This window comes from [Clostridium] aerotolerans DSM 5434, assembly GCF_000687555.1.
In the GTDB taxonomy this organism is placed as follows: Bacteria; Bacillota; Clostridia; order Lachnospirales; family Lachnospiraceae; genus Lacrimispora; species Lacrimispora aerotolerans.
Genome location: NZ_JHWJ01000001.1, coordinates 50,436 through 74,585, shown reverse-complemented (window position 1 = coordinate 74,585; position 24,150 = coordinate 50,436). Strand labels below are relative to the sequence as shown.

Below are 24,150 nucleotides of genomic sequence, written 5' to 3'. Positions count from 1 at the left end.
TTACTCTCAAATTTAGTATAATCAGTACTCCTTTTGTCGTAAAACGATCTTACCTTAGTTCTGATATCCGTTTTGCCAGATACAATTTCGTTTATATGATACCTGGAAAGATAATGGTGGAAATGTTCTATGCTATGGTTTTAATCTTTTGTAATGATATTAATCTTTCACTCCCACTTGACACGTGAATTTATTATTGTTATAGTGTGAATACATTCACACTATAACATAAGGAGCGCCCTATGCCAAAAAATACTTTCTTTCGTTTAAACGAATCAAGGCGCGAGGAAATATCGAATAGCGCCATGCAGCTTTTTGTTGATAATCTTTACGAGGATATTACTATGAAAATGGTTTTGGATAGTTTGTCCATGCACCCAGGAACATTTTATCGATATTTTGAGGACAAAGATGACCTTTATTGCCTCTTAATACGTAATGTAACTAAGAAAAGGGCTACGTATTTTAATAACAGTAATAAAGATTCCCTTTTCCAGTTTTTCCTTACCGGCTTATTTGGTAACGTTGATGATACTGTGACCGAGCCACTGAACGAGTTGGAAATCAAACTCATCGAAACTTTTTTACACATTCCTGAGCACATTTTGCTTAAAGTATATCTCAATGTACTAAAGGGCGAGTCATTCCCCTTAATCAAGGACATTTTACGCCGAATGAGGATTGATGGATATCTTAGACCTAATATTGACGATGACCTGATTTCTTTTATGTTTGAGTCTATGCAGTTTAATTTAGTCATGTTTTTTAGGGAATTCGATATTAAGGATCCTGAGCTGCAGAATAAGATTGGCAAGTATTTTACTGATTTTATGGGTCATGGGCTACTTGAAGATAATAAATATTCAAAAATTGTCAGGGACCTTGAGAAAGCCAAGGAGTAAATATGATTTATGGAAGATAAGGAGGAACAAGCAAATGAAAACTTATGACGCATTTCCAAGACCAGTTGGCAGCTATACGGTCGGCCGAACCCAGATGGATTTTGACTATACGGCATCAGATCACACAAAAAGAGAACTGACGGCGTTTGTATATTATCCGTCCGACAGTAACGAAGGTAAGATTACATCAACATACATGTTTCCTGAAGTCTACGAGATGTTTCATGAGCAACCACTTATCACTGTCTTGAAGGATGTTTTCTCTATCGATATCAAGACTCAGTGTTACGACGATCTTGCTCTCTCCGAGAAAGAAAAGCGCTATCCAGTGATATTCTATGTTTGTGGCGGAGGCGGTTCTCCAGAATGGGGTACCGTGATCTGTACAGACCTGGCAAGCCTGGGGTATGTTGTGGTAAGCATCGGCCATCAGAATAGCACCATGTATAAGCGTAAAGATGGTCGCCTGTTCAATGTATCAAAGGGGTTTTCGGATGTGATTATGGCGTTTTCGGAAGATCCGGGGATGCAGGTGCTAGCTGGTAAAATGGAGATGCAGCCTGACGATAAAACTGCCCTTGAGATGTGCCGAAATGTACTTACACTGCCAATACTTGCCAAGTTAACAGAGTATAGTGAATTGCAGGCAGAAGATATAAGGCATGTAGCAGATTATCTTTACAAACTGGACTCTGGAAAGCTTAATTCCATCTTTCATGGCAGATTGCTTCTAGACATCGGCATGGGCATAATCGGGCATTCTTATGGAGGTCCTACAACGGCAATTGTTTGCCGGGACGACTACCGATTCATCTGCGGAATTGGCTTGGATAGCGGTGCATTCGGCCTTCTTGACAGCGATCTTAACAAACCCTTCTTACTACTGTTTTCTGAACCTAACTATAACATGAATGCAATCATTGGCTCTAACAATAGCATGGAGACCTATTACTTTTCCGTCGATCGTGCTGCACATTTAGATTACTGCGACATCGTGTTTACCTGTGTTAATGAGGCATTCAGAGGCGATCGAGATTCTATGGAGATGCGACATCTTGTTACAGACTATACGAGGAGCTTTTTTGATCATTACATATTGCAGAAGGCTGCAAGTGTGGAAAGTCTGGTATACGATGGCGTGAACTTGGTCCAGAAGACCAGCAGCAAGTGACTTCGAAGTTTTTCCCGCTTAATTTTGAATGTAATTTATTGATGTTTTAGCCCATACACAGCAGAAGGAATTCAATTTTTACATTGATTTTCCCAAAGGAGTCAGCCCCTGTGTGTCTCAACGTGTCTTGTTTTCAACCATTCATATTCGGGTAATATCAGACTATAAAAACAAGGCACTCTACGAAGCTTAGCGTAGGGTGCCTTAGTATAGTCATTTAGTGGTTAATTGTTTGTTAAATATTCAAAGCTATAATTTCAATGTATATTGTAAGTATTAAACAAACCTTACGTTTGTAAGCTTTTCAGATACTTCCCAAAGCTTTGAAGCAACTGCAGCATCCTTTGCCAAAGGTGCATTTTTTGCTATTGTTGGATACCCTCTTACCTCGCTCATTCTGGAAGGACCGTAATATGTTCCGCCCTTTGCCTCTTTTGCGGTTGCCGCATAAAGGGAAGGCCACGCTCCATGAGCAGCCGGTTGAAATAAAATCGGTCCAAATAGCCTACGAAAGATACCCGCAGGGCTGTTCTTTCCAGCTCCATTGGGAATCAGTTCTGTTCTTGATATCCCTGGATGTGCACCCATGCTGCTGATTCCCCAGCCGGCTGCATCACTTCGCCGTTGTAGTTCAAATGCAAACATTAAGCACGCGAGCTTTGACTGTGAATAGCTTACCATTGGTTTGTAGTTTTGCTCCGATTGTAAATCATCGAAGTTTATAGCACCCTGAAGATGAGCTAAACTACTCAAAGTGACCACCCGAGGATTATTTCCTTTCTGTAAAAGAGGAAGCAATTGTGCTGTTAATGCAAAATGTCCAAGATAATTTGTGCCCATTTGAAGCTCAAATCCATCTATTGTAATTTTACGCAGAGGTGGATTCATTACTGCTGCATTGTTGATTAATATATCCAGACTTTTGCGTTGTGCCCTTATCCGTTCGCCAAATGCTTCTATCGAAGCCAGATCCGCCAGATCCAGTTTTTCAAAACGTATATCTCCAGCTGGAATCAATTTTTTAATTTTTTTTATGGCTTCGTCACCCTTATCTCTATTTCGTCCCGCCATAATAACTTCAGCTCCCGCCCTAGTCATCGCCAATGCTGTTTCATAGCCAATCCCACCGGTTCCTGTAATAACAACCGAACGACCTTTTTGCGAAGGAATATCTGCTGAGGTCCAATTTCTCTTCCTATTTTCTGCCATCATTAACGCTCCTTTTATTTTATAGTTTTCTAAGAATTATTATTTATTATCTAAATTTTATACCGATATAATGATACAAGCTCCTGCGTAATGCCCCAGTTCTCCTTCCATTAAATCTACACGGTTAAACTTTAAATATCCTTCCCAGGTAATTCCATCTGGAACAACGACATTAATAGTCTTGAAAGTTTTTATATTGTACTTTATACTAATAGTACCAGTTCGAGTTCTATCGAAGTCAAGCACATATTAAAAAAACTTTCAAAGGAGATGTTAGCCGTGTATACGATTAATGAAATTGCAAAAATATGTGATATTTCCGTTTATACCATCCGCTTTTATGATAAAGAAGGACTTCTTCCCTTTGTCACCCGAAACAGCACCGGAAACCGGCAGTTCAGTGAAGGAGACCTTGATATGATAAAGCTGATTTGCTGTCTTAAAAATACCGGAATGCAAGTCAAGGAAATTAAGCAATATATCGATTTATGCATGCAGGGCGAAGGAACCTCCCCGGCACGTAGACAGATAATGGTTGATCACCGTAAGTCAATCCTTAGGCAGATAGATGATCTGAAAAAGAATCTGACGATTGTTAATTTAAAAATAGGTTTTTATGATTCCTATATTGCTAATCCACAGGCCGGCTATGATCCATTAAAATATATGTTGGAGAATAAACAAAAGGATAGTAATGACATAAATAAGCAGTTAAACACTTAGTGTAGTGTCTAAGTGTTAAATTATTTATTTCTTATATTTTTACAGTAGAAAGACGACCAATAGCAACCGGTCGATGAGCTGTATCCTTGTATTTAGTTAATCAGAATTGGGCTGTCTTGGTGCTTTACAAGAACCCAAGTGACAGCATCAACACATGTTGAAGCAATGATAATGATGACATATTGTGGTAAAAAGAACAGCCATAAGGTTTTAGACTTATGGCTGTAATTATCGGTAGAAATTTTTTAATCAAATGAGACATAGCTTCGTACAGTGATTTACATCACATCTTCTTTTTCAACGTTATGCACTGTCAGATATCCGCAAATGAGAGAAACACCAAATAACAAGACCGGAAGAATCATATTTTGCCTTAGAGTCAAGTCTCCTATGTTCCCATTCATAACAGAAAATAATAAAAATGAAGAAATAATAACTGCCTTCGATGACTTCATCCTTTTCCCTATATACAAAGGAATAAAGCCCATGGTCACCGTAATAATCGCCTTTACGATGATCTGTATATAAAAACTTACACTTGCCATATCATAGCCCAGTGGAAAACCGGCCTTTACCCCGGAGGCCAAAGCCAAGAGCAGATAAATGAACAGTTTTCCAAGGGAAAGAGCTGCCACACAAAAAATCCATACTGCCATCATTTGAGATAGAATTATCTTTTTCCTGGAGATGGGATAGCTAAACATAAGGCTCTGAGTTTTATTTTTATATGCATTAATAATAAAGGAAGACAGCATGACTGAAGTAAAAATCAAAAACGAGAGATTAGTAAGCAAATCAATTTGCAATGCCATATTCTCTATCTCCGGTACGGAATCCGGCATTCCTGATTCCGTATCAATGGGAATGTAATAGCACATGGCAAATAAAAGAAGTGCAAGGACTGCAATTACAATTGCCTGATTTATAATATATTTTTTCGTATGGTTCTTCTTCCATTCCAGCCGAATTAATTTCCACATTCGCTCTCACCTCCTGTGACTTTCAGAAAATACTCTTCCAAGGACTCTGAATGAGTATGGAAGCCCTGAATTTCAATCTGATTTTCCGTTAAAGCCTTCATAATCTCCTGGGACGTAGCTTGCTTTGCATAGACTCTGATATGATTGTCATTTAACACTTTAAAGTTTGAAATATTAAGACGATCTGTAAAAATATAAGCTGCTTTTGCTGTTTCCGGCGTTTTAATCTCAAGATACTCAAGTCCCTTTTCCGAAATCTCTTTCATAGAAATTTCTCTTACCAACCTGCCTTTATGAATAATTCCAATGGTGTTTGCAATGCTCTCAATTTCAGAAATCAAATGGCTGGAAATAAGAATGGTCATTCCATACTCTCTGCACAGCATCAGGAATAAATCACGGAGCTGTTTCATACCTGCCGGGTCAAGACCATTTGTCGGTTCGTCCAACACCAAAAATTCTGGCTTTGTAAGAACGGCTCTTGCAATACCCAATCGCTGCTTCATTCCCAAAGAAAATTCCTTCACTTTTTTTCCTCTGGTATCCGAAAGAGACAGCAGGGACAATGCTTTTTTTACACTATCGGGGCTGTAATACCCCATGTATTCGCAGTGCAACTCTAAATTCTCTTCCGCCGTCAGTTCATTGTAAAATACCGGAAATTCAATCATGCTGCCCATGCGTTTTAAAAATGAATACGAATCAGGGAGCAGTCTTTCACCAAATAAAACGATATCTCCTGAAGTCGGTTTCCACTGGTTGGTGATCATTTTCATCACCGTTGTTTTTCCTGCGCCGTTTGGCCCAAGAAAGCCATAAATCTCTCCTTTGGCAATATGCATATTCAAATCAGATACAATGGTTTCTGCACCTATTTGCTTGTTTAAATGATCCGTTGTTAAAATTGTCTGCATTTTGTCACTTCCTTTCCATATCCAAAATTCTAGCATATGATTTCTTCAAAACTCTTGAATAAATCTTACGAATTTCTTTCGCGCAAGAAAATTACAATTCAAAGATTTTTTAAAAATTGAACTGCTGGAGTTTTAAGGTAAATACAGTTTCTTCATTCTGGATACTTTTTAAAGTCAGTGTGCCATTGATTTTTTCTGCCAGATTTTTTGCTATAGTAAGACCTAATCCATTGCCCTGTATTTCCCGGTTCCGGGAATCTTCTAACGTATAGAGACGGTCAAATACACGAGGAATTTCCGAATACGCAATCCCCTTCCCATGATCAATGACATCCACAAATGCAAAATTATCCTCCCTACGAAGGGTCAGTCCCAGATAATGCCCTGCATCTCCATAGCGGACTGCATTGCTGATCAGATTATTAAGAATACGTCCCAATGCTTCCCGATCTGCATAGACGAAAATAGGGGGATCAGAAATATTTATATTCACTTCAAATTCTTTCTCCGTTAAGATATTATAAAAATCAACAATGGTTTCCCGGCAAAATTCATTTAAGTTTATCTTGGACATAGTCAGTACCGTATCCCCGGCTTCCAGCTTTGCCAGTGTAAAAAAACGGTCAATCTGTTCCTTTAATTCATTCGCCTTATGAGAAACTTTTTTTACCATGTCCTTTTCAAGCGTCTCCTGCATCAAAAGCATTTCCAAATAACCGATGATAACAGTCAGGGGCGTCTTCAAATCATGAGAAATATTAGATAGCATTCGTTTGGTATTTAATTCTGATCTGCGATAATCGGCAATTGCATTTTGCCTGTCTTCCAGCGTGCGGTTGATTTGTTCCAAAAGATATTTGATTTCCTTATCTTCGGTAAATGACATCACTTTTTCATCTGTTTCTTCATCTAGAATGCGTTCCAGTTCATCAGCAATATTTTGAATTTGCTTTAAAGTATTTCTATTTAATAGAGACATGCATTCACTCCTTTGGACTTCCCAGCTTGTATCCGATTCCCCAAACGGTTAGAATATACTGTGGCTTCCTGGGATCGTCCTCAATCTTTGTGCGAAGACGGCTGATATGAACATTGACGGCATTTTCATCACCCAAATAATCATCCTGCCATATGAAAGAATAAAGCTGTGCCTTGGTATAAACCTTTTTCGGATTGGAAAGAAGCAGACGAAGGATTTCATATTCCTTAGCTGTTAAGTCCACTGCCAGCCCGTTTTTGTGCACCGTATGACTTTCCAGATTCATTTCCAAGTCTCCCAGCCCAAGACAAACAGAGGTAGTCTCCCCTCCCGAAGAATACTGGGTGGTACGCCTTAAGTTTGCCTTTACTCTGGCAAGTACCTCCGTAAGAGAAAAGGGTTTTGTGATATAATCATCTGCTCCCAGCCCCAATCCAAAAATCTTATCCGATTCCGTATCCTTGGCAGACAGAATGATAATAGGAACCACACTTTCCTTTCTGATCCGTTTCATGACCTCCAACCCGCTGATTTTGGGCAGCATTAGATCCAAAATCACCAAGTCATAAGAACCGCTGAAAAATGTTTTTACTGCCTGCTCTCCATCAAAAGAGCTTTGGACTTCAAAGCCCTCCATCTGAAGAAAATCTATTAACATCTCACTGATTTCCTTGTCGTCTTCTACCAATAATATTTTCATCTTTCCATTTTCCTCCCTGGCAAGTATAGAATAATATCAGAAAAATAAAAGTATTCTGTGTAAATAAATCTATTGTTTCCATGTTTATAATAACTGATTCTATGGGATTTTTCAAATGTGATAAAAAAATCTGCTATTTCGTTCATATGACCAATTCAATTTATATCTGTAAAGTAAACAATAAAAAAAGTCCCTATAAGATGTAAATTAAGCCACAAGCATTCATGCCTGCGGCTTATATCAAGGGCTCTCACAACTGAGATAAACTATCTCTTATTTCTTACCAAATGCCTTTTTAATAGACATTTGTCTGATTACACTCGATGTCTTCCGTGGAAGAGCAAAAAACGGGGTCAGAGGAGTTTTGGTGGCCAATATACTCTCGGCTTCGAAGACCGCCTTGGGACACTTGAGGCCGGTAAGCTTGCAGATATCACTGTACTCAGCCACAATTTGTTTACGACACCACTTGAAGAAATCCGGGAAGCAAGGGTCTGCCTAACATTGGTAGATGGCAACGTTGTATATAACAATTTGTAACAGCGGATAAATGGAGGATATACAAAATTCGTTATAAAAAAGCTGTCCTGATAGACAATCTATAGATTAAACATCCAGAGAATGACGTTCCCCAATTTGGAAATCATCGAAATGTTCAAACATATATTTTACTGTCCTTGGTTTCTTTCCGGTAAGCTTATAGAAGTCATCCGTAAATTCTGCCATCTTATTAAGTCTGATTGCCTGTGCAAACGTAACCATCCCTTCTGATGAGAATGGAGCTTCGGAGCCTTTCTGAAACTCACCATCCGTTGTCCTTGGAACTCCCATTGCATCGAAGATAGCATAATTTTCTTCATCCGTTACTTCTTCATAACGGACATTATTTCCGGTTACTTCATTTCCGATGGAAACAAATTCTGATATGGTCATAAGTTCCGGTCCATTTATATTCAGAACAGCCTGATGGTAATTCTTTGATACAAGAGCATATGCAATTGCCATTGCACAGTCCTTACGGGAAATATAGGCCATCTTTCCGTCTCCCTGGCTGTTCTTCATAACGCCATCAATTTTTGCAAAAGTAAAATAATTTGTCACCATCGCCTCTGCATATTGGGAATTACGAAGGAAAATATAATCAAGTCCCTGTTCTTCAATATACTTTTCAGTGTAAGCGTGGTCAATTTTTTCAACGCTTGGGTTCATCTCATCCGCTGCATTGACAAGAGAAGTATATATAATCTGCTTTACCCCTGCTTCTTTTGCAGCATCAATTACGTTTTTGTGAGCAGCCTGTCTCTTTTTACCTACAAATGGCATTGAAATCAATGCTAACTTATCGGCACCTTCAAATGCTTTTAAAAGACCTTCTGAAACATTAAAATTAGTAACTCTTGTTTCTACTCCCAGATTTTCATACTCCTTTAACGCATCCTGGTTATAACCACAGAAAATCAATTGATCCTTGCCTTCTATCTCCAGCAAGTATTTTGCTGCCTGACTCCCTAAGTTACCGTCAACACCTGTCAATAATAATTTTCCCATAATGTTTGCTCCTTTCCTGTTTTCCATATTATTATGTTAAAGTTTTGATTCCTTATTTCTTGTACTATATCATATATCCTGCTTCATGCCCTGTATGGACTGCATTATATAATGTGCCCTGTCGTGTATTGCAATCGCCGATAGCGACCACATCTACAGCGGCATCATGATACGCACCAACTAATTCATCATTTGCCAGAACGCCAAAGGAAACTACCATACTGTCACAAGCTATGATTACTTTTTCACCTGCTTCATTTTCAAATACGGCACCATTCTCATCCGTCTTTAACATTTTTAGTCCGCCAAGCATTTTTACACCGGCCTCTTTTAACATATTAATAATGGCGATCTGGTTAAATGTTGCTCCTCCCGATCCGAACTGCTCTGTTGAAATCATATCAACTAAGGTAACAGATTTACCCTGTCTGCTTTGCGCAAGAGCTGCTTCACAACCGGTTAACCCTGCACCAATAATTAATACTTCATGACCGGTCTGGGCTATTCCATTTTCTACATCACCCACCCAAAAACAACGTTCATCCTCATGAACAAACGCCGGTATAACGGGGGCTGCTCCTATCGATACCAGCACTGTGTCGTAGCCTTCTGCTTTTACCATATCAGGTGTTGCTTCCACTCCCAATTTGATTTCAATCCCATCCATGGATTGTACTGCACGGACTGACCATTCACAGTAGCTTTTAATGTCTTTTTTAAATTCAGCTGCTCCTGCCATATTCAAGACGCCTCCAAGGCAACCGCTTTTTTCGTAAATGACTACTTGATGTCCTCGGGAAGCTGCCGTTCTTGCTGCCTCTAACCCTGCTGCACCGCCGCCGATAATCGCTACTCTTTTTAGTTTTTTTGGTTCTTTAATAGGCAGATACAATGTTTCCATTCCCATTTCAGCATTTACAGTGCATCGTACTGGTGCAAGCTGATAATGGGTTTTATGAATGCAGTTATTACATCGAATACATGGGCGTGTTTTCTCAGGCTCTCCATATTTTGCATTTTTCACCATACAGGGATCTGCCATTAGCCCTCTTGCCATAGAAACCATATCAATTTTACCGGCCTTAATCCCTTCCTCTGCTTGTTCTAAAGTGACAGATCCAACTACAGTTACCGGGATATTTACTGCCGCCTTTATTTTTGCCGCATCTTCAAGATTAATACCATGATCAAAATAAATCGGCTGATTAATATATGGTGCTAATCTTTGAATTGAGTGCATACCTCTTGAAACATGAAGTAAATCAATTTTGTCAGAAATAGACTGCGCAAATTCAATGACTTCCTCTAAAGTTGGTGAACCTTCAATCATATCATTTGCATTGATTCGATACTCAATTGCCATCTTATTTCCAATTTTTGCTCGTATCGCCTCCAGTAATTCATTGGTAAAACGAGCTCTGTTTTCCATAGACTGTGTACCATACTCATCTGTTCTTTCATTGATTAGCTTTGATAAAAAACATCCTGGTAATTGTCCATGTGCACCATGGATCACTAAGCTGTCAAATCCACAGCGCATTGCTCTTTCAGCAGCATTGGCAAAATCTTCGATATAATCCTTTATCTGTTGTTTTGTAAGATAAGTCGGGTCGATTTCAACAACAGGTTTCGCTGCATTTTTGTCACGATTTTCAAAGCCACCCGCTTCTAAGTTAATAGCAAATAATTCCATTCCTATTTTGCAGTTATACATATGGGTCATATCACATAACATAGATAACTCATTCACGACAGATTCTTCACCCATTCTCAGCAAATGTGTAATAAATGCAGGTAAATCTCTGTTTACCGTGCCACATCCAATATTAATACAGGCACATCCACCTGAAATGATTTCTCTGACCCATTCGATGAGCGCTTGATTTACTTGGCCATCTGCTGTTGCAAAGCTTGGCCATACAGGCGTAAATGAAATTCTGTTTTTTAATTTCATTGGCCCTATCTGAATGGGCTCCAACACATGTTTATAATCAGTTTTCATACTATCTCCTTTTTGTTTGGTGCCATAGATTAATTTCAGCTTTCACCTATTTATGGAGTACGTAGTGTACACAGATCAACTGCACACATTTATTTCAATTGTTTGTATATACGCGCCGGAACTTCGTTTATATTTTAACAATATCAAAAGATTGATTTGCTGTCCAACAATTAAAACCAATTAAGTAACAACAAAATGCAATAACAGGGCTATTGAAAAATGAAGCTCAACGGAATATTGCCATAACTCATTTCACACACTGGTTGGCCGACATCTGTCTAACAGTGTATTATGGCAACTAATACTCCGCAGAGCTTCATTTCTGAACAGCCCCGTTATAAAACTTATAATCAATTGATCAGTTCCTCTTTTATTGTATCAATTAACTTTGATAAGGATGGATTGTTCGTATTCTTTTTCCAATACGCCCTTACTTCAAATGGAACTTCTTCTATATTCTGATCTATGAATACTATTTTATTTGGATTAACAAAGTTTTCGATCTCTGGTAAAAACGAAATCCCTACGTTAGTACTTACAAGCATTAAAGCATCGTCCATATTCTCTAACAGAAAAGATCGGTTAAATTCCAATCCCGGATTCCCTTCATTATGATGACTTTCATATACCTCTTGCTGTTCCACATTTTTATAATAAGAAATAATCGTTTCACCTATCAGATCTTCTGGAGTTATAAATGACTTTGAAGCAAGAGGATGCTTTGTATTCACACACAATTTGGGCAATTGCTCATAAATTTTTAATTGTTTTAATTCAATAGAATCCAAATAAAAGCAAAAGCCTAAATCAATGGTATTGTTCAGGATATTGTTTTTCATATCTTCGTAACTGCATTGAACAATACTAATCTGTGTCCTTGGGTATTTTCTATGAAAATCAGCTATTACATTACTCATTATATCCCGGTCTAACATACTAAAAAAGCCAAGTTTGATTACACCGTCAACACCTTGAGCGTACGCCTGTGTTTTTAAAATTGCATTATCATATAATCTGACTAATCGTTTCGCCTCTAAAAGAAATGTTTCACCAGCGATTGTCAGCTTTACTTCTTTTTTATCCCGGTCAAATAATCTGACACTCATCATTTCTTCTAAAGCAGCTATCTGCTGACTAACAGCAGTCTGGGATAAATACAATACTTTCGCTGCTTTTGAAAAGCTTTTAAGTCTGGCTACTTCTATAAAACACCGAATTCTTTTTAGTTCCATGATGGCTCCTATACTTTTAATCCTTTATAAACCCCATAAGTTACGGTTAGTTCCTGTCATTTTCTTGCCTGATGCCCTCTCTCCATAAGTTTATCACTGTATTAATAGAAGAACAATTATTTTTTATTTGATTAATTTGGCCTTATTCTATTTCATTTGTTTCCTGTATTCCCTATATCTTTTTTTGAGACTTTTTTAAAGACAAAAAGGCGAAGAATTAGCTCTCCGCCTCGTTTTAGTTTCTTATTTCGTTTAACTCCAGGATATGTAAGGCTTAAGCCATACTCCTTACCTAAGCTAACAGTTATAATCCAGGGCCTCGTCCAAGAAATCAAACATCACCTGCATCCGCAACGCCAGATTGTTGATCTGGCAATGGAAATCGGCGCCATCCTCAGTTTTCCCTATCCATAAGGCCTTCTTCTTGGAGGAAGCTTTTTCATAGACCTCCGTTGCCTGTCTAATAACCTCCGGCCCCTCAGATTCCGCACGTATAGACAGTAACGCACACCTAATATCTCGCGGATCGAGCTCCAAATTGTTTTGTGATACTTCCAGCCAATCTACCATACTATTGAAGCCATGCATCCAAATGACTCGATGAAGTGTAACTCTGGAGAGCCAAGGCAAACTATTTACAAGCTTGTTCGACTCCTCCGGATCCCCCATGGTGAACTGCTTAGGCATAACACCATTTGTAATCACTTCTCGCCAAGAGTATAATGGTGCACTGGCAACTAACGCAGCAAAACGATCATCATTAGCCGCATTGAACGTACTCTTTATGCCAGCATAGCTATCGCCGCATACTACCAGCCGTTTAGCATCTACGTCAGAACGAGCAACGAGGAAGTCGGTGGCTGCATGATAGGCTCCTATCAGATCGGCTTTAGGGAAGTTCTTAGCTGTGACCTCAGCATTATAGGATCTTGGTTGTACATCATAAGGCAGATCTACGAGCAAAGCATTATACCCCCGCTCGAGGGCATCTCTCCCCCCGAGGAACCAGGTATCCTCCTTGTGTGATTCACCACCGTTGTGAAACATGATCGTCGGCTTTGGTTCGTTACTGTTCTCAGCCTTCAGAAAGATACCTGGGAACTTATAACCCTTATATTCTATTTCCACATACTCATGTGGATACGTTTTAGAATAGCATTCAAGATATTTTTTGAAGCATTCTACAGTCTTAAAATAGACTGGAAAAAAATCCGAATCCGCCGGATCTATTGCGCAGTAGGCTGCCCGGTAATACCCGAAGGCTCTTAAAAATGCTTGGCCAGCGCTGATCCGATGTCCTTTTTTCAGGCAGTCTTCACCGATTGCTTCAATCTTTCCTGCCTCTTTCCCAAACTCCGTCATCCAACTTACAGCAGACTTCGGATCAACTTTGCAAGCGACTTTGAACAGCTCACCTGGCGTACAGGCACCGTATGCTATCCAACCAACAAACCATTGAAATATGAAATCCAGGTCTTCGTCTTCTGGGTCCATGAAGAAGAGCCTACTGTTCGGATTCATGCGTTCTGCTAATATCTCACCCTTTTCCACTGATGCCATTTTTTACATCTCCTTTTTAATTAGCTATTTGATCATCCCCTGCATGAGTTCTACCAGTATTAACCTCCTTCCCGGCAGGCGATTTCATCCATCCAAACCATATCAAAACACTTTCAACATTTTTCCCAAAGACTGCCGCAGCCTCATCCAATATCAATCGTTTAGGCGGCGTTCTCCTTGAGCAATCATCTGCGTTATACCCTGGGTTACCATTTCCAGAAAATCAGAAACCAACTGTGTTTCGTTCTGATCCAAGTCTGTCATAAATTCCTGCCAAACCTCCCACATGCATTCATGATGCTTTCGATGTCCTTCACAGATTCGTTCTCCTAAGGGGGTTAGACGGGAAAAAGTTTCCTTGCGGTTGCCCTTTTTTTTGTAAGACTCAATCAGTTCTTTATCCAACAGCTTCTTCGTCCCCTGGCTCACTGCTCCGCTGGTAATTTCCAAATACGCAGCCAGCTCGCTTACATTTGCTCCCTCCTGGGACTTTATGGCCTCCAACAGGTGGATTTCCGAATGGGACAACAGAAAATCACCCCCATAGGACCAAGGCGTCTGCATCTCCTGAATGAGCAGGTTCGCCATCTGATAAAATTTTTCCACTAAAATCTCTTTATTTTTCATAGTAACTAAATTATATAGTTACTAAATCATTTTGTCAAGTAGCTATTTTAATGTAAAGAAAATATTATTTGACTTACAATATTAAGATGTCCAGGATTAATGGAACCTTTACAAGTTCCCTTAAAAACAATATATGGCCGTAATCAAAGATGCCGCTACCTTGATGTAGGCTGCCATCGACTTTGAGCTGGCAGAAAGCGTCACTGTTCTGTCCATTCACGAAATCGATCAGTTCAGCAATCTCTTCAACTGAGAGAGATTCCTTAAGCCCGGCGTTCATGACTCCCCACAGCTCACCGTCGGCAGATTCAACTGAAGGATAGAGGCTGTATTTTATCCAACTAAATTTTCCCCATCATTAAATGCTCTTAAAGATAACTCATCAAACACTGATAAATCAGGATCACCACTAGTTCCGCAGTATTGGATACTATCTTCTAAGTTCCAACCTAATGATTCTAACATATCATTAGCATATTTAATGCCCTCTGCACCTATTTTAGGATCTGGGTGCCCCTGAGTAAATATCGTTATTAACTTTTTACCCGGATGTCTAGGTACAAAATGCTCTCCAAACATTGGAAATGTACGGTCAAACCAAACTTTTGCTTGCCCTGTAATTTGATAATAGTAGATTGGTGAACCGAACACAATAGCATCTGCTTCCTTAATAGCCTCATACATTGGCTGAAGATAATCATTAATAGCACAACCATCATGTGTACGACAATAAAAGCAACCCTGACAGCAACGAATCCCAGGATCATTTAAATCAAACTCAATTACCTCAGCACCTTTAGATTTGGATCCTTTTGCCACCTGCTCTAATAATTTTGCAGTATATCCATTTTTTCTTGGGCTGCCTTTAAAAATAACTATCTTTGACATTTCACATCTCTCCTTATAAATATTTTGTTTACTTATATCAAGTCAACTATCTATTGACTAACTTAATTATATTAAGTAATATATAATTCAACAAGTACACAAAAATTGTTTAGTTACTAACATTAATATAAGCATTGGAGGTTGCTTTCATATGGAAAACTGTTCTATAGAATATGCTTTAAAAGTTATTGGTGGCAAATGGAAGCTATTAATCGTATGGACTATGTCTCAAAATGGAGTTATTAGATTTAATCAACTACAAAGGAAAATTGATGGCATATCCAGCCTAATGCTCTCCAAAAACTTAAAAGAACTCGAAGAAGACGGTCTAATTATTCGCCATCAATACAATGAGATTCCACCAAGAGTAGAATATCAGCTATCAGAGCTTAGTAAAAAACTCATAGTTGTTTTACAATCTCTAGGTGAATGGGGAAGTGAAGTTTATCAATATAAAAATCTTTCTGTCTAACATAAGCTTAAAGGGTAAAACAGGCATATTTTCAAAACTGAAAATGTGCCCGTTTATTAGTCTGATCGCAACAATACTTTTCAAAGAGCCAGGAATAAAATGAATAATGAATATTTTTCTCCTCCTACTCCTTATCCAGCTCCAGTTTGCTTTTCATATATTTGTGAAATTCCGGATCTTTCGGTATATTCAGATTAATTCCTCTTACACGCGATGTTAGTACAAATAACATCTGCTGTGGCAGATTATATTCTAATATTGAAAAATCCAGATCATTTAAAAAGCCAATCAACGATTTTTTTTGCATATTCGGCATGTTAATAGCGTACTGAATCGTTTCTTTCTGTTCATAATATTCAAATAATTTCTCCATTCGCTCCAATTCGTTTCCTGAAGCTGGAAATAAATACAAAAGATTTGTTCTTTCAGTTACCGCATTATACATACCATGCATAAACTCATCTACTTCATACCCTCGCACTGGAAATCTACATGTTTCTGAAAATTTTAAAACGCTTTCTAAAAGCAAGCTTTTCAGATTACTGCTGGAAATAATAATCAAATCATCACAATCCTTTATTTTCTCTGCAGTCAGATTGCACCATGTTTTGCTATCTTCTAATACCCTATTCATATTCTGAATAACAGCCTCTATCCTTTTTCGATAATCGTATCCCTTTAGAAAAGATATTTTTCCATTATCTTCCCCTAACATAATTAGAAAAAGCATTAATGTCAGTACAGTTGATGTATATCCTTTTGTTGTTGCTCCAGCATCTTCATATCCGCATTCTATATATATATTTGCATCACCGTGTTTTGTAATTTCAGTTTCGTATTCCCCTGTAACGGAAATTACAGGTATTCCCCTGCTTCGTATAGCATCCATCGTATGAATTACCGCCATACTGGTTCCCTGCTGTGAAATTCCTAACACCACTGCCTTATCTGAAACAAAATCACACTCCTCCAAAAGTGTTACAGGGTATACGGCAGTTGCACGTATACCCAATAACTTTTTTGCAGTTAAAGCTGCTGCAACGGCCGCATTATAAGATGATCCAGATCCTGTAATATAAACTTCTGTAATCTCCGTTTTATTAACCAATGCTTTTGCCTCTGCAAGTACGCTTTGCTCATTTTCTAATATGTGCTGCAGAATTGCGGGAGTCTCATAAATATAATACAGCGCATCGCCTTGATAAATCATACTTCTTCCCCTCTTTAGTCTTCGTATGGTTTTCCATATCCAAATGCTCCGTTTAAAGTACACACATATGCCGCGAATTTAGATGCTTCTGCAAGAGCAAATGTAATCGCTTCCTGTTTTGCAATCCCCTTCTTCTGCTGATCAATGTAGCAGTTCATAAACGCTGTCAAAAATGAATCGCCAGCCCCCATTGTATCTACTACATTCTCTATCATCGTAGCCGGCTGAACATAAAACTGCTCTCCGTCATACATAATGCAGCCCTTGGATCCTCTGGTCAAATAAGCAATTTCAGGTCCTAGAGAATGAATGAATTTCAAGTGTTCTTTTGCTGCATCATCATCACCATCAAAGGAGCAAAAGGCATATGTTATAAAAGGTGCATATTTTTTATAATATTCATTTGTAGACTCATCAGAAAAGTCAAAAGATACCTTGATACCTGCTTCTTTCATAACCTTTAATTGAGACTCTGTATAACAGTAATTTCCAGTATGAACGAAATCAAACTGCTTCATGTACTCAAGATCAAATCGATCAAGAATATATGGATTCTTTCCTCTTACCCCACCTTCATTATAATCACCAAAGGTACGATCGCCATCAATCAAGGTACATTTAGACCAGCCATTCTCTCCAACCAGCTGTTTGCATTTAACAGTTTCAATCTCCATTTCATTCAAGACAGAAATAACAAATTCTGCAATATCATCACTTCCAAAATACCCCATATACGCTATGCGTTCAGCGCCAAAAATCTTAGAATATGCACATAAATTCACACAATTTCCGCCTGGATACATCATATGAGAATGTTCATAAAGATCAACGACATTGTCACCAAACCCCAATACTTTTGTATTATATTTTGCCATCACTCTTCTCCTTATTATTAGTACTCAACTACTCCCATATATCTTCTCATATCCAGTGGATGACTTCTCTTATCCTGAAGGCCTGTCCGATATGCAACAGACATTGCATAAAACAGCATTGGACAGAAGTATTCATTTACACGTTTGTCAATTACATTAATTCCCAGCTCTTGCGCATCAATCACTTCATATTTTTTAGCATATTTCTGTAAGAATGTAAGTGCACGTTCATCCATTTCTCTGGCTGCTCCAGTACCCATCAGCAGAATGTAAAGATGCTCTTCATCCGTACACTCAAACGGTCCATGAAAATATTCTCCGGTGTGCAGATAGCAACAATCCATCCACTGCATTTCCTGAAGGGAACAGATAGAGAATCCATATGCCTGAGAATAAGAAGCGCCCGACCCCATGATATAGAGGAATGGTTCTTGAAAGTATTTTTCAGCAAATACCCAGGTACGGTTTTTCACTTTCTTTATTGCTGCACGAACAATGCCATCTACTTTATCCAGCCCGTCAAGAATAACCTCATATTTGCGATAAGCAGGTTCCTGCAATTTCATCAGTTCATTTAAAATACGCATTACGATACCCTGAGGTCTATCTTTTTCATCTGTATCATCTTCCCAGCTGTAAACAACCGGATTCATATCATCCTGTGCACAGCTGGAAGCTGGGTTGTGGGTCATTGTTATAATAGCTGCTCCACGTTCTTTTGCTAATTTTGCAGCTTCTACCGTCTCTCTTGTATTTCCGCCATGAGAACATAAAATTACAAGAGAACCTTTTTTCAGAAATTTAGATGGTGTTACAATCAGTTCTTTTGCGGTCAGCCAATGTGAGTGCATAGTTTCAGATTCAGCACTAACAAAATAGTAACCTGGATATAGATCTACCAGTGAACCTCCACAAGCGGTAAAAAATATATCTTTGATTTCTCCCTGTTCCTCATAGATTTTTTTGATTAATTCTTCTGGCTTATTCATAGTTAATTACTCCTTCTTCTCTATATAAATTATTTGTCATTATTAAATTGCAGCTGAAACTGTGCAGAATATTATGGCAAGTACTGTTAATATCAAGAATACCTTCCAAATAGTTTTCCACCACTGGGCGAAAGAAATTTTACAGATTGCAAGTCCTGCTACTGTTGTTCCAGCTACCGGACTCATGAGGTTTGTAAGCTGATTACCGTACTGAAGTGCAGTAACTGCTGCTTCTGGATTTACTCCATGAAGATCGCATAACGGAGCCATGATAGGCATAGAAAGTGCTGCCAGGCCGGATGATGAAGGTACAAGCAGTGTTAACAATGACTCTACCGCATACAAAACAACAGCAAATACTGTATTACTCGAACCTGCAACCAGGTCACTTAATGTATTCAGAATTGTATCAATAATCATTCCGTCCTGTGCAATTACCATAATACCGCTGCAGAAACCGATGACCATAGCAGCAAATGAAATGTCTTTCACTCCAGTGATGAACTCATCTGAAATCTCTTTCTCATTTAATCCTCCAAAAATACCCATTAGCAGTCCCATACCCATAAAGCACATGGAAAGTTCGTTCATATACCAGCCAAATTTAACTAATCCTACTACAACTACCACCATACCGATGACGAAAACAGCTAATACAGATTTTTGACGAATTGTCATATCCTGATTGAAATCCACTTCTGAAGTTACTTCTTTTTTCTTATAAATATCTTCTTGATAAGTAATAGATTTTTCAGGGCTCTTTTTAATTTTCAATGCACGCCAGGTAACGAATGTGATGATAACTCCCATCATGATAACCCACTGAATCATTCGGAAAACCAACTGTGGATTTCCCTGAATACCCGCGATTCCCTGTGCAATCAGTACACAAAAGGGATTGACTGTTGATGCAGCATATCCAACTGTTGCAGCAAGGCATACCGTCATAAATGTCGTCATTGAATCATAACCCATAGTAAACATAATAGGCATAATAAGTAAATAGAATGGTACAAGCTCATCAGACATACCAAAAGTACTTCCACCAAGTCCGAACAGCAGCATCAAAATTGGAATAATCAGTATTTCTTTTGCACCAAGCTTCTTCACGATTTTCTGGATTCCCATATTTAAAGCATTTGTTTTTGCCATAATCTGGAATACCCCACCGATAATAAAGACAAAGGCTAAAACCTCTATCATCTGCTGAATACCTTTTCCAGGTGCCATCAGAACCTGTCCAATCCCCTGACGCAGACTGGTTCCATCTTTAAGAACCTTATCTACGGAATGATAAGTTCCAGCTACTGCTACACTTCTTTCCCCCGCTGAAGTATCCATCAATGTTCTCTCGAATTCACCACTGGGTAAAATCCATGTCAGAATTGCCACTGCTACAATCAATAAAAAGATCAGTGTAAGCACATGCGGCATGTGTAACTTACTTTTTTTCTTTTCTCCCATTTCTTCCACCTCTCCTGTTATCCTTCCCGATATACAATTCTTCCATCCATTATAGTTAATACTACTTTAGCGTTTCTCGCCTCTCGCTTATCAATTACTAATAGATTTTTATCAAACACTGTTATATCTGCCAATTTTCCTTCTTCTAAAGTTCCTAATTTATCACTCATACCCAGATTCTTCTGTCCTCCGATTGTCCAGGCTTTCAAAATTTCCGAAACTTCAAGTGTATTTTCCCTTTGGAATGGCTCCTCCCTGCCATCCATATATCCACCGCTGGAATAAAAAATGGATTCAGGAACACTGGTAATCATTAACGGCAAATCTGTAGCACCACTTAACGTCATCCCACTATCCAGCATTTTACGGCGGTTCCAATAGTTCTTTCCTCGTTCCATGCCGATAGTACTTTTGATGTTATCCAACAATACTTTTGCAGAATCCAGGGACATTATCTGAAAATACAATTCAGCAATAGCTCCAATTTCGCCAAGCGTTTCCAGATCCATAGGGTCTGTGAATTCCATATCTGTGATTGCATGATGATTTTTTAATTTTCCATTTTCCTTTTTGCACTTATCATAAATGCTTGTTATTTTTCCAACTGCACCATCCCCCTGTGCATGTAAGGTCCATCGAAAATCTTCTTTATCTGCAGCAAGAACATCTGCTTCAATCTCTTCGTAAGGAATCTCGATACCACAGGTATACAGTTTGCCCTCATATGGCTCCTTCAAGTCCCCTTTGTGATCGGCAATCGTACCATCAGTCATGCAATTAAATCCACTAAAACGAATCTTGTCTCCGGTAAACATATCTCTCATATTTCTAGCATATTTTAGATTCATTTTTTCACCTACAGGCTGCGACATGAAAAATGTCCTAAGATGAAGTTTTTCAGAGTCTTCTATTTCCTTAAGAAAATTGGTGAAACCATAAAAATCATCAAAGCCCATTTCTTTTACTGTTGTCACCCCTCTTGAATTCATCATCTCCATGTAATCTGAAAATTCCTTTTCAATAAACTCACGGTCATTTAAATATTCTCGCATGATTCGATAATATTTTTCGGGATAGCATGTATTAGATGTAAAATGGTAAATATCTCTTGCTATTTGATTCATAATGCAAGTGGATCTGTCAGCAGCAAAGAGAATGACCGCTTTTTTTGGATAATACTCTTCGAGCATTTTCTCAGCTACCTGCTTATTCCATCTTTTAGGATCCCAGCCATGTCCAAGAATTGCCCCATGTGATTGATGTTCTTTCTCATAGGCTTTCAAAATACTCAGCCCTTTTTCATTGTCCTAAACTTTTGAAACATCTGCCCCAACATGGAATATCGCATATCCCGTAAAAAAGGTGTGTGTGTCCGTAATTCCAGGCATGACCAGTTCTTCCTCAAAGATTAAAATTTGTTCTGCCTGATCCAAAATTTCTTTTGATGGCTGTCCAATTCCTTTTTCAACAATACGATTTTCTTTAATGCAAAGATATCCTTCGTATGCATTTGAATTCACACTATCAAATAGATTTTTTGCAACTATAATCATTGAATTTTTCTTCTCCATTTTTCTCTCCCTTCTTGTTTTTTATTATATCATCTTATAACGTTATAATTCAATATAACCTTTTAACAAAGTAGATACTTTGGATATAATATATATTTTCCACTTATACTTTTTGTTAAAAACAAACAAAAAACAGACTTCAAAAGAAGGAGTTTTGATAGTTTTTGTATCAAATTCTCCTGTTTTTGAAGTCTGCTGCTCCTAAATATATAACCTTTTAAATTGAAATTCTATAACGTGAGCCAACTATAATTTCATAGCTAATATATAATGGTTTCTCTTCCTCATCATTCATATAACTCTTTAAAATCATGATAGGTTCGCCTACATTCATTTTAAGATAATCTGCTATAGGTTTTGATGCCATTCGCACTTCTATTGTACTTCTTCCCTTCGCGAAGTCTGTCACATGGTAATCTTCTGCCAGCAATCGAAACAGAGAACCATTCTCTAATTTTTCTACCTGAAGATTGGGTACACGTATTGCGGGTATATAAATATGTTCATAAATAATTGGCAGTTCATCTGCCGATAAAACCCGCTCAATATGATATAACCTTTTATCATCTGTTAGTATCAGAAATTCATTCTGCCACTCCTCTGCCTCTACAAATTGGCACGCTATTACATGGGAAGACGGCTTTCGTCCGTTTGCACGACATGACTCCGAAAAACTCATATTATTATCTTTTTCCACTTTTCTATATATCTTAGGTGCTTCCACAAATGTTCCTTTACCCTGTCGTTTTACCAAGATTCCTTGTGTGCATAATTCCTCAATTGTTCTTCGTACCGTAATACGACTCACTTGATATTTTTCAGACAACTCTGTTTCCGTTGGGATTTGATCTCCTGCTTCATATTCACCTTTTTGTATTAAATCCTTTATTTCTTTCATTAGCTGTGCGTATAATGGTTGCTGTGACTTTTTATATAAATCCATATTTTACACCTTCCACATATAAGACCTTATAATACATCATAGCGTATATTTGTTTTCTATGCAATATTTTTATAATTAATAAAGAATTACAAAGTAAAAAATACAGGACTTAATTCATTATACTACATTCGGGCTGAGGCCAATCAATGCGTTATTTCAGATGTTATATTGGGTCCTTTGGTAAGATTTATATTTCGTTTGAAAGATATTCACCTACAACTCCTCTATATCATCCTTTAAACACCTACTGAATATTTTTCAAGGTATCCTCTTTGTTCCAGTAAGCTTTTCGTAGCCTCCCATAACTTACCCTGCATGATACTGTCGCCGCCTGGATATATAGGTACAATGGATTTTCCTGTACCAACGTTAAAATATCCTCCAGTCACTCCTTGATACTGTGGGTCCGAAGCCAAACGGACGATAATATCAGCACCTTTTCTTGGGTCTCCTATATGCATAGTTTTCAGTATTTTAGAAAGAACAGAAGAAAACCCTAATTCCCGTCCAAGACCTGTCACATTAAAACCAGGGTTCAAAGCATTGGCGGTGACTCCCGTTCCACATAGCTGACGGCCAAGCTCCCCTGTGAACATGATGTCTAGCAGCTTCGTCTTTCCATAAAGTACTGATGAACCTCTGGCGGTAAATTCTGAAGTATCTGTTAAATCCTCCGGCAATTTAAGTTCACCATGATTGCGCGATGCTTCAGAAGCAACATTCACTATTCGTGCATTTTTTGTAGCTGCCAACGAATCTAATAACGTATGAGTTAACAACCATGGCGCTAGATAGTTCACTGCAATCATTTCAGGAAATCCCTCTTTGGTTATTCGCTGCTCGAAGCCGTGTAGTCCTGCATTATTCACCAATATATCAATTTGGGGATATGCAGTTTTAATCTGATTTCCAATTCTTCTTACGTCCTCCATAAGTGACAAATCACCGAAATAAAAGTCTACTCTTGCTTCAGGTACAGCATTCTCTATAATATCTCTGGTGGATTCAGCGCGTTTTTCATTTCTGGCCGTTAATACCAAGTGTTTTCCTTGTTTGGCCAATTCAATTGCTGCCAGTTGACCAAGGCCGCTGGTAGCACCAGTTACTACTGCAATTGGGCATGTCGACATATTATCCTCCTTAATTCCTACCGCTAAACACAAAGTTCTATTCCTGTGTATGATACAGCAT

The 24,150-nt window shown here is 38.4% G+C and carries 25 protein-coding genes; 5 read left to right on the top strand and 20 right to left on the bottom strand.

Annotation, left to right across the window (positions count from 1 at the left end):
- Positions 1-242: 242 nt before the first annotated feature.
- Positions 243-902: a TetR/AcrR family transcriptional regulator gene (locus tag T546_RS0100385; protein WP_026889916.1), complete on the top strand. Its 660-nt coding sequence runs from the start codon at positions 243-245 to the stop codon at positions 900-902.
- Positions 871-2,073: an alpha/beta hydrolase gene (locus T546_RS0100380; RefSeq protein WP_207641299.1), complete on the top strand. Its 1,203-nt coding sequence runs from the start codon at positions 871-873 to the stop codon at positions 2,071-2,073. The genes T546_RS0100385 and T546_RS0100380 overlap by 32 nt, the downstream gene beginning before the upstream one ends.
- 276 nt (positions 2,074-2,349) lie before the next feature.
- Here the strand turns inward: T546_RS0100380 and T546_RS0100375 are convergent, their stop codons facing one another.
- A complete protein-coding gene (locus T546_RS0100375) occupies positions 2,350-3,285 on the bottom strand; it encodes an oxidoreductase (protein WP_242842163.1) in 936 nt (311 codons plus the stop codon).
- A 276-nt stretch (positions 3,286-3,561) separates the two neighbouring features.
- Here T546_RS0100375 and T546_RS22485 point away from each other — a divergent pair, with 276 nt between their 5' ends.
- The gene (locus tag T546_RS22485; RefSeq protein WP_026889913.1) at positions 3,562-4,005 is read left to right on the top strand and encodes a MerR family transcriptional regulator; all 444 of its coding nucleotides are present in this window, start codon (positions 3,562-3,564) and stop codon (positions 4,003-4,005) included.
- A 278-nt stretch (positions 4,006-4,283) separates the two neighbouring features.
- On the opposite strand, the gene T546_RS0100365 is transcribed toward T546_RS22485, so the two are convergent.
- From T546_RS0100365 to T546_RS0100350, 4 genes are all read right to left on the bottom strand, one after another.
- Entirely contained in the window at positions 4,284-4,985 is a 702-nt protein-coding gene (locus tag T546_RS0100365; RefSeq protein WP_026889912.1) for a hypothetical protein, read from the bottom strand.
- On the bottom strand, positions 4,973-5,899 hold the full coding sequence (locus T546_RS0100360; RefSeq protein ID WP_026889911.1) for an ATP-binding cassette domain-containing protein: 927 nt from the start codon (positions 5,897-5,899) through the stop codon (positions 4,973-4,975). The genes T546_RS0100365 and T546_RS0100360 overlap by 13 nt, the downstream gene beginning before the upstream one ends.
- Positions 5,900-6,008: 109 nt before the next feature.
- On the bottom strand, positions 6,009-6,878 hold the full coding sequence (locus T546_RS22480) for a sensor histidine kinase (RefSeq protein ID WP_051629486.1): 870 nt from the start codon (positions 6,876-6,878) through the stop codon (positions 6,009-6,011).
- A 4-nt stretch (positions 6,879-6,882) separates the two neighbouring features.
- Entirely contained in the window at positions 6,883-7,578 is a 696-nt protein-coding gene (locus tag T546_RS0100350) for a response regulator transcription factor (RefSeq protein WP_026889910.1), read from the bottom strand.
- A gap of 306 nt (positions 7,579-7,884) precedes the next feature.
- Here T546_RS0100350 and T546_RS26280 point away from each other — a divergent pair, with 306 nt between their 5' ends.
- Positions 7,885-8,118 carry an amidohydrolase family protein gene (locus tag T546_RS26280; protein ID WP_242842162.1) on the top strand — a complete coding sequence of 78 codons (234 nt, stop codon included), beginning with the start codon at positions 7,885-7,887 and terminating at the stop codon, positions 8,116-8,118.
- Between the two features lie 66 nt (positions 8,119-8,184).
- On the opposite strand, the gene T546_RS0100345 is transcribed toward T546_RS26280, so the two are convergent.
- The 7 genes from T546_RS0100345 to T546_RS0100310 form a co-directional block, all read right to left on the bottom strand.
- A complete protein-coding gene (locus T546_RS0100345) occupies positions 8,185-9,126 on the bottom strand; it encodes an NmrA family NAD(P)-binding protein (RefSeq protein ID WP_026889909.1) in 942 nt (313 codons plus the stop codon).
- Positions 9,127-9,190: 64 nt separating this feature from the next.
- Positions 9,191-11,128, bottom strand: a complete 1,938-nt coding sequence (locus T546_RS0100340) for an oxidoreductase (protein ID WP_026889908.1) — start codon at positions 11,126-11,128, stop codon at positions 9,191-9,193.
- A gap of 350 nt (positions 11,129-11,478) precedes the next feature.
- Positions 11,479-12,360: a LysR family transcriptional regulator gene (locus tag T546_RS0100335; protein ID WP_026889907.1), complete on the bottom strand. Its 882-nt coding sequence runs from the start codon at positions 12,358-12,360 to the stop codon at positions 11,479-11,481.
- A gap of 297 nt (positions 12,361-12,657) precedes the next feature.
- Positions 12,658-13,920, bottom strand: a complete 1,263-nt coding sequence (locus T546_RS0100330; protein WP_026889906.1) for an alpha/beta hydrolase family protein — start codon at positions 13,918-13,920, stop codon at positions 12,658-12,660.
- 153 nt (positions 13,921-14,073) lie between these two features.
- Positions 14,074-14,547 carry a MarR family transcriptional regulator gene (locus T546_RS22475; protein WP_084326027.1) on the bottom strand — a complete coding sequence of 158 codons (474 nt, stop codon included), beginning with the start codon at positions 14,545-14,547 and terminating at the stop codon, positions 14,074-14,076.
- A gap of 73 nt (positions 14,548-14,620) precedes the next feature.
- Entirely contained in the window at positions 14,621-14,827 is a 207-nt protein-coding gene (locus T546_RS0100315) for a hypothetical protein (RefSeq protein WP_026889905.1), read from the bottom strand.
- A gap of 53 nt (positions 14,828-14,880) precedes the next feature.
- Positions 14,881-15,435 (bottom strand): flavodoxin family protein, encoded by a 555-nt coding sequence (locus tag T546_RS0100310; RefSeq protein WP_026889904.1) that lies wholly within the window; start codon positions 15,433-15,435, stop codon positions 14,881-14,883.
- A 151-nt stretch (positions 15,436-15,586) separates the two neighbouring features.
- Between T546_RS0100310 and T546_RS0100305 the strand changes: the two genes are divergently transcribed.
- Positions 15,587-15,907, top strand: a complete 321-nt coding sequence (locus T546_RS0100305; protein WP_026889903.1) for a winged helix-turn-helix transcriptional regulator — start codon at positions 15,587-15,589, stop codon at positions 15,905-15,907.
- A 124-nt stretch (positions 15,908-16,031) separates the two neighbouring features.
- On the opposite strand, the gene T546_RS0100300 is transcribed toward T546_RS0100305, so the two are convergent.
- The 8 genes from T546_RS0100300 to T546_RS0100270 form a co-directional block, all read right to left on the bottom strand.
- On the bottom strand, positions 16,032-17,117 hold the full coding sequence (locus T546_RS0100300; protein ID WP_026889902.1) for an SIS domain-containing protein: 1,086 nt from the start codon (positions 17,115-17,117) through the stop codon (positions 16,032-16,034).
- Positions 17,118-17,131: 14 nt separating this feature from the next.
- Positions 17,132-17,992, bottom strand: a complete 861-nt coding sequence (locus T546_RS0100295; protein ID WP_026889901.1) for a PfkB family carbohydrate kinase — start codon at positions 17,990-17,992, stop codon at positions 17,132-17,134.
- Between the two features lie 17 nt (positions 17,993-18,009).
- Positions 18,010-18,981 carry an SIS domain-containing protein gene (locus T546_RS0100290; RefSeq protein WP_026889900.1) on the bottom strand — a complete coding sequence of 324 codons (972 nt, stop codon included), beginning with the start codon at positions 18,979-18,981 and terminating at the stop codon, positions 18,010-18,012.
- 42 nt (positions 18,982-19,023) lie between these two features.
- On the bottom strand, positions 19,024-20,445 hold the full coding sequence (locus tag T546_RS0100285; RefSeq protein WP_026889899.1) for a YfcC family protein: 1,422 nt from the start codon (positions 20,443-20,445) through the stop codon (positions 19,024-19,026).
- 17 nt (positions 20,446-20,462) lie between these two features.
- Positions 20,463-21,728, bottom strand: a complete 1,266-nt coding sequence (locus T546_RS22470; protein ID WP_242842161.1) for an amidohydrolase family protein — start codon at positions 21,726-21,728, stop codon at positions 20,463-20,465.
- 24 nt (positions 21,729-21,752) lie between these two features.
- Positions 21,753-22,016 (bottom strand): hypothetical protein, encoded by a 264-nt coding sequence (locus tag T546_RS25800; RefSeq protein WP_242842160.1) that lies wholly within the window; start codon positions 22,014-22,016, stop codon positions 21,753-21,755.
- A 217-nt stretch (positions 22,017-22,233) separates the two neighbouring features.
- Positions 22,234-22,959 (bottom strand): GntR family transcriptional regulator, encoded by a 726-nt coding sequence (locus T546_RS0100275; RefSeq protein WP_026889898.1) that lies wholly within the window; start codon positions 22,957-22,959, stop codon positions 22,234-22,236.
- A gap of 236 nt (positions 22,960-23,195) precedes the next feature.
- Complete coding sequence (locus T546_RS0100270) at positions 23,196-24,089, bottom strand: SDR family NAD(P)-dependent oxidoreductase (protein WP_026889897.1); 894 nt, start codon at positions 24,087-24,089, stop codon at positions 23,196-23,198.
- Positions 24,090-24,150: the final 61 nt, after the last annotated feature.

Bases quoted from the DNA above. Each gene is read 5' to 3' on its own strand.
- T546_RS0100385 (WP_026889916.1), top strand. From the start codon at position 243: ATGCCAAAAAATACTTTCTTTCGTTTAAACGAATCAAGGCGCGAGGAA.
- T546_RS0100375 (WP_242842163.1), bottom strand. From the start codon at position 3,285: ATGATGGCAGAAAATAGGAAGAGAAATTGGACCTCAGCAGATATTCCT.
- T546_RS0100365 (WP_026889912.1), bottom strand. From the start codon at position 4,985: ATGTGGAAATTAATTCGGCTGGAATGGAAGAAGAACCATACGAAAAAA.
- T546_RS0100360 (WP_026889911.1), bottom strand. From the start codon at position 5,899: ATGCAGACAATTTTAACAACGGATCATTTAAACAAGCAAATAGGTGCA.
- T546_RS22480 (WP_051629486.1), bottom strand. From the start codon at position 6,878: ATGTCTCTATTAAATAGAAATACTTTAAAGCAAATTCAAAATATTGCT.
- T546_RS0100350 (WP_026889910.1), bottom strand. From the start codon at position 7,578: ATGAAAATATTATTGGTAGAAGACGACAAGGAAATCAGTGAGATGTTA.
- T546_RS0100345 (WP_026889909.1), bottom strand. From the start codon at position 9,126: ATGGGAAAATTATTATTGACAGGTGTTGACGGTAACTTAGGGAGTCAG.
- T546_RS0100340 (WP_026889908.1), bottom strand. From the start codon at position 11,128: ATGAAAACTGATTATAAACATGTGTTGGAGCCCATTCAGATAGGGCCA.
- T546_RS0100335 (WP_026889907.1), bottom strand. From the start codon at position 12,360: ATGGAACTAAAAAGAATTCGGTGTTTTATAGAAGTAGCCAGACTTAAA.
- T546_RS0100330 (WP_026889906.1), bottom strand. From the start codon at position 13,920: ATGGCATCAGTGGAAAAGGGTGAGATATTAGCAGAACGCATGAATCCG.
- T546_RS22475 (WP_084326027.1), bottom strand. From the start codon at position 14,547: ATGAAAAATAAAGAGATTTTAGTGGAAAAATTTTATCAGATGGCGAAC.
- T546_RS0100315 (WP_026889905.1), bottom strand. From the start codon at position 14,827: ATGAACGCCGGGCTTAAGGAATCTCTCTCAGTTGAAGAGATTGCTGAA.
- T546_RS0100310 (WP_026889904.1), bottom strand. From the start codon at position 15,435: ATGTCAAAGATAGTTATTTTTAAAGGCAGCCCAAGAAAAAATGGATAT.
- T546_RS0100305 (WP_026889903.1), top strand. From the start codon at position 15,587: ATGGAAAACTGTTCTATAGAATATGCTTTAAAAGTTATTGGTGGCAAA.
- T546_RS0100300 (WP_026889902.1), bottom strand. From the start codon at position 17,117: ATGATTTATCAAGGCGATGCGCTGTATTATATTTATGAGACTCCCGCA.
- T546_RS0100295 (WP_026889901.1), bottom strand. From the start codon at position 17,992: ATGGCAAAATATAATACAAAAGTATTGGGGTTTGGTGACAATGTCGTT.
- T546_RS0100290 (WP_026889900.1), bottom strand. From the start codon at position 18,981: ATGAATAAGCCAGAAGAATTAATCAAAAAAATCTATGAGGAACAGGGA.
- T546_RS0100285 (WP_026889899.1), bottom strand. From the start codon at position 20,445: ATGGGAGAAAAGAAAAAAAGTAAGTTACACATGCCGCATGTGCTTACA.
- T546_RS25800 (WP_242842160.1), bottom strand. From the start codon at position 22,016: ATGGAGAAGAAAAATTCAATGATTATAGTTGCAAAAAATCTATTTGAT.
- T546_RS0100275 (WP_026889898.1), bottom strand. From the start codon at position 22,959: ATGGATTTATATAAAAAGTCACAGCAACCATTATACGCACAGCTAATG.
- T546_RS0100270 (WP_026889897.1), bottom strand. From the start codon at position 24,089: ATGTCGACATGCCCAATTGCAGTAGTAACTGGTGCTACCAGCGGCCTT.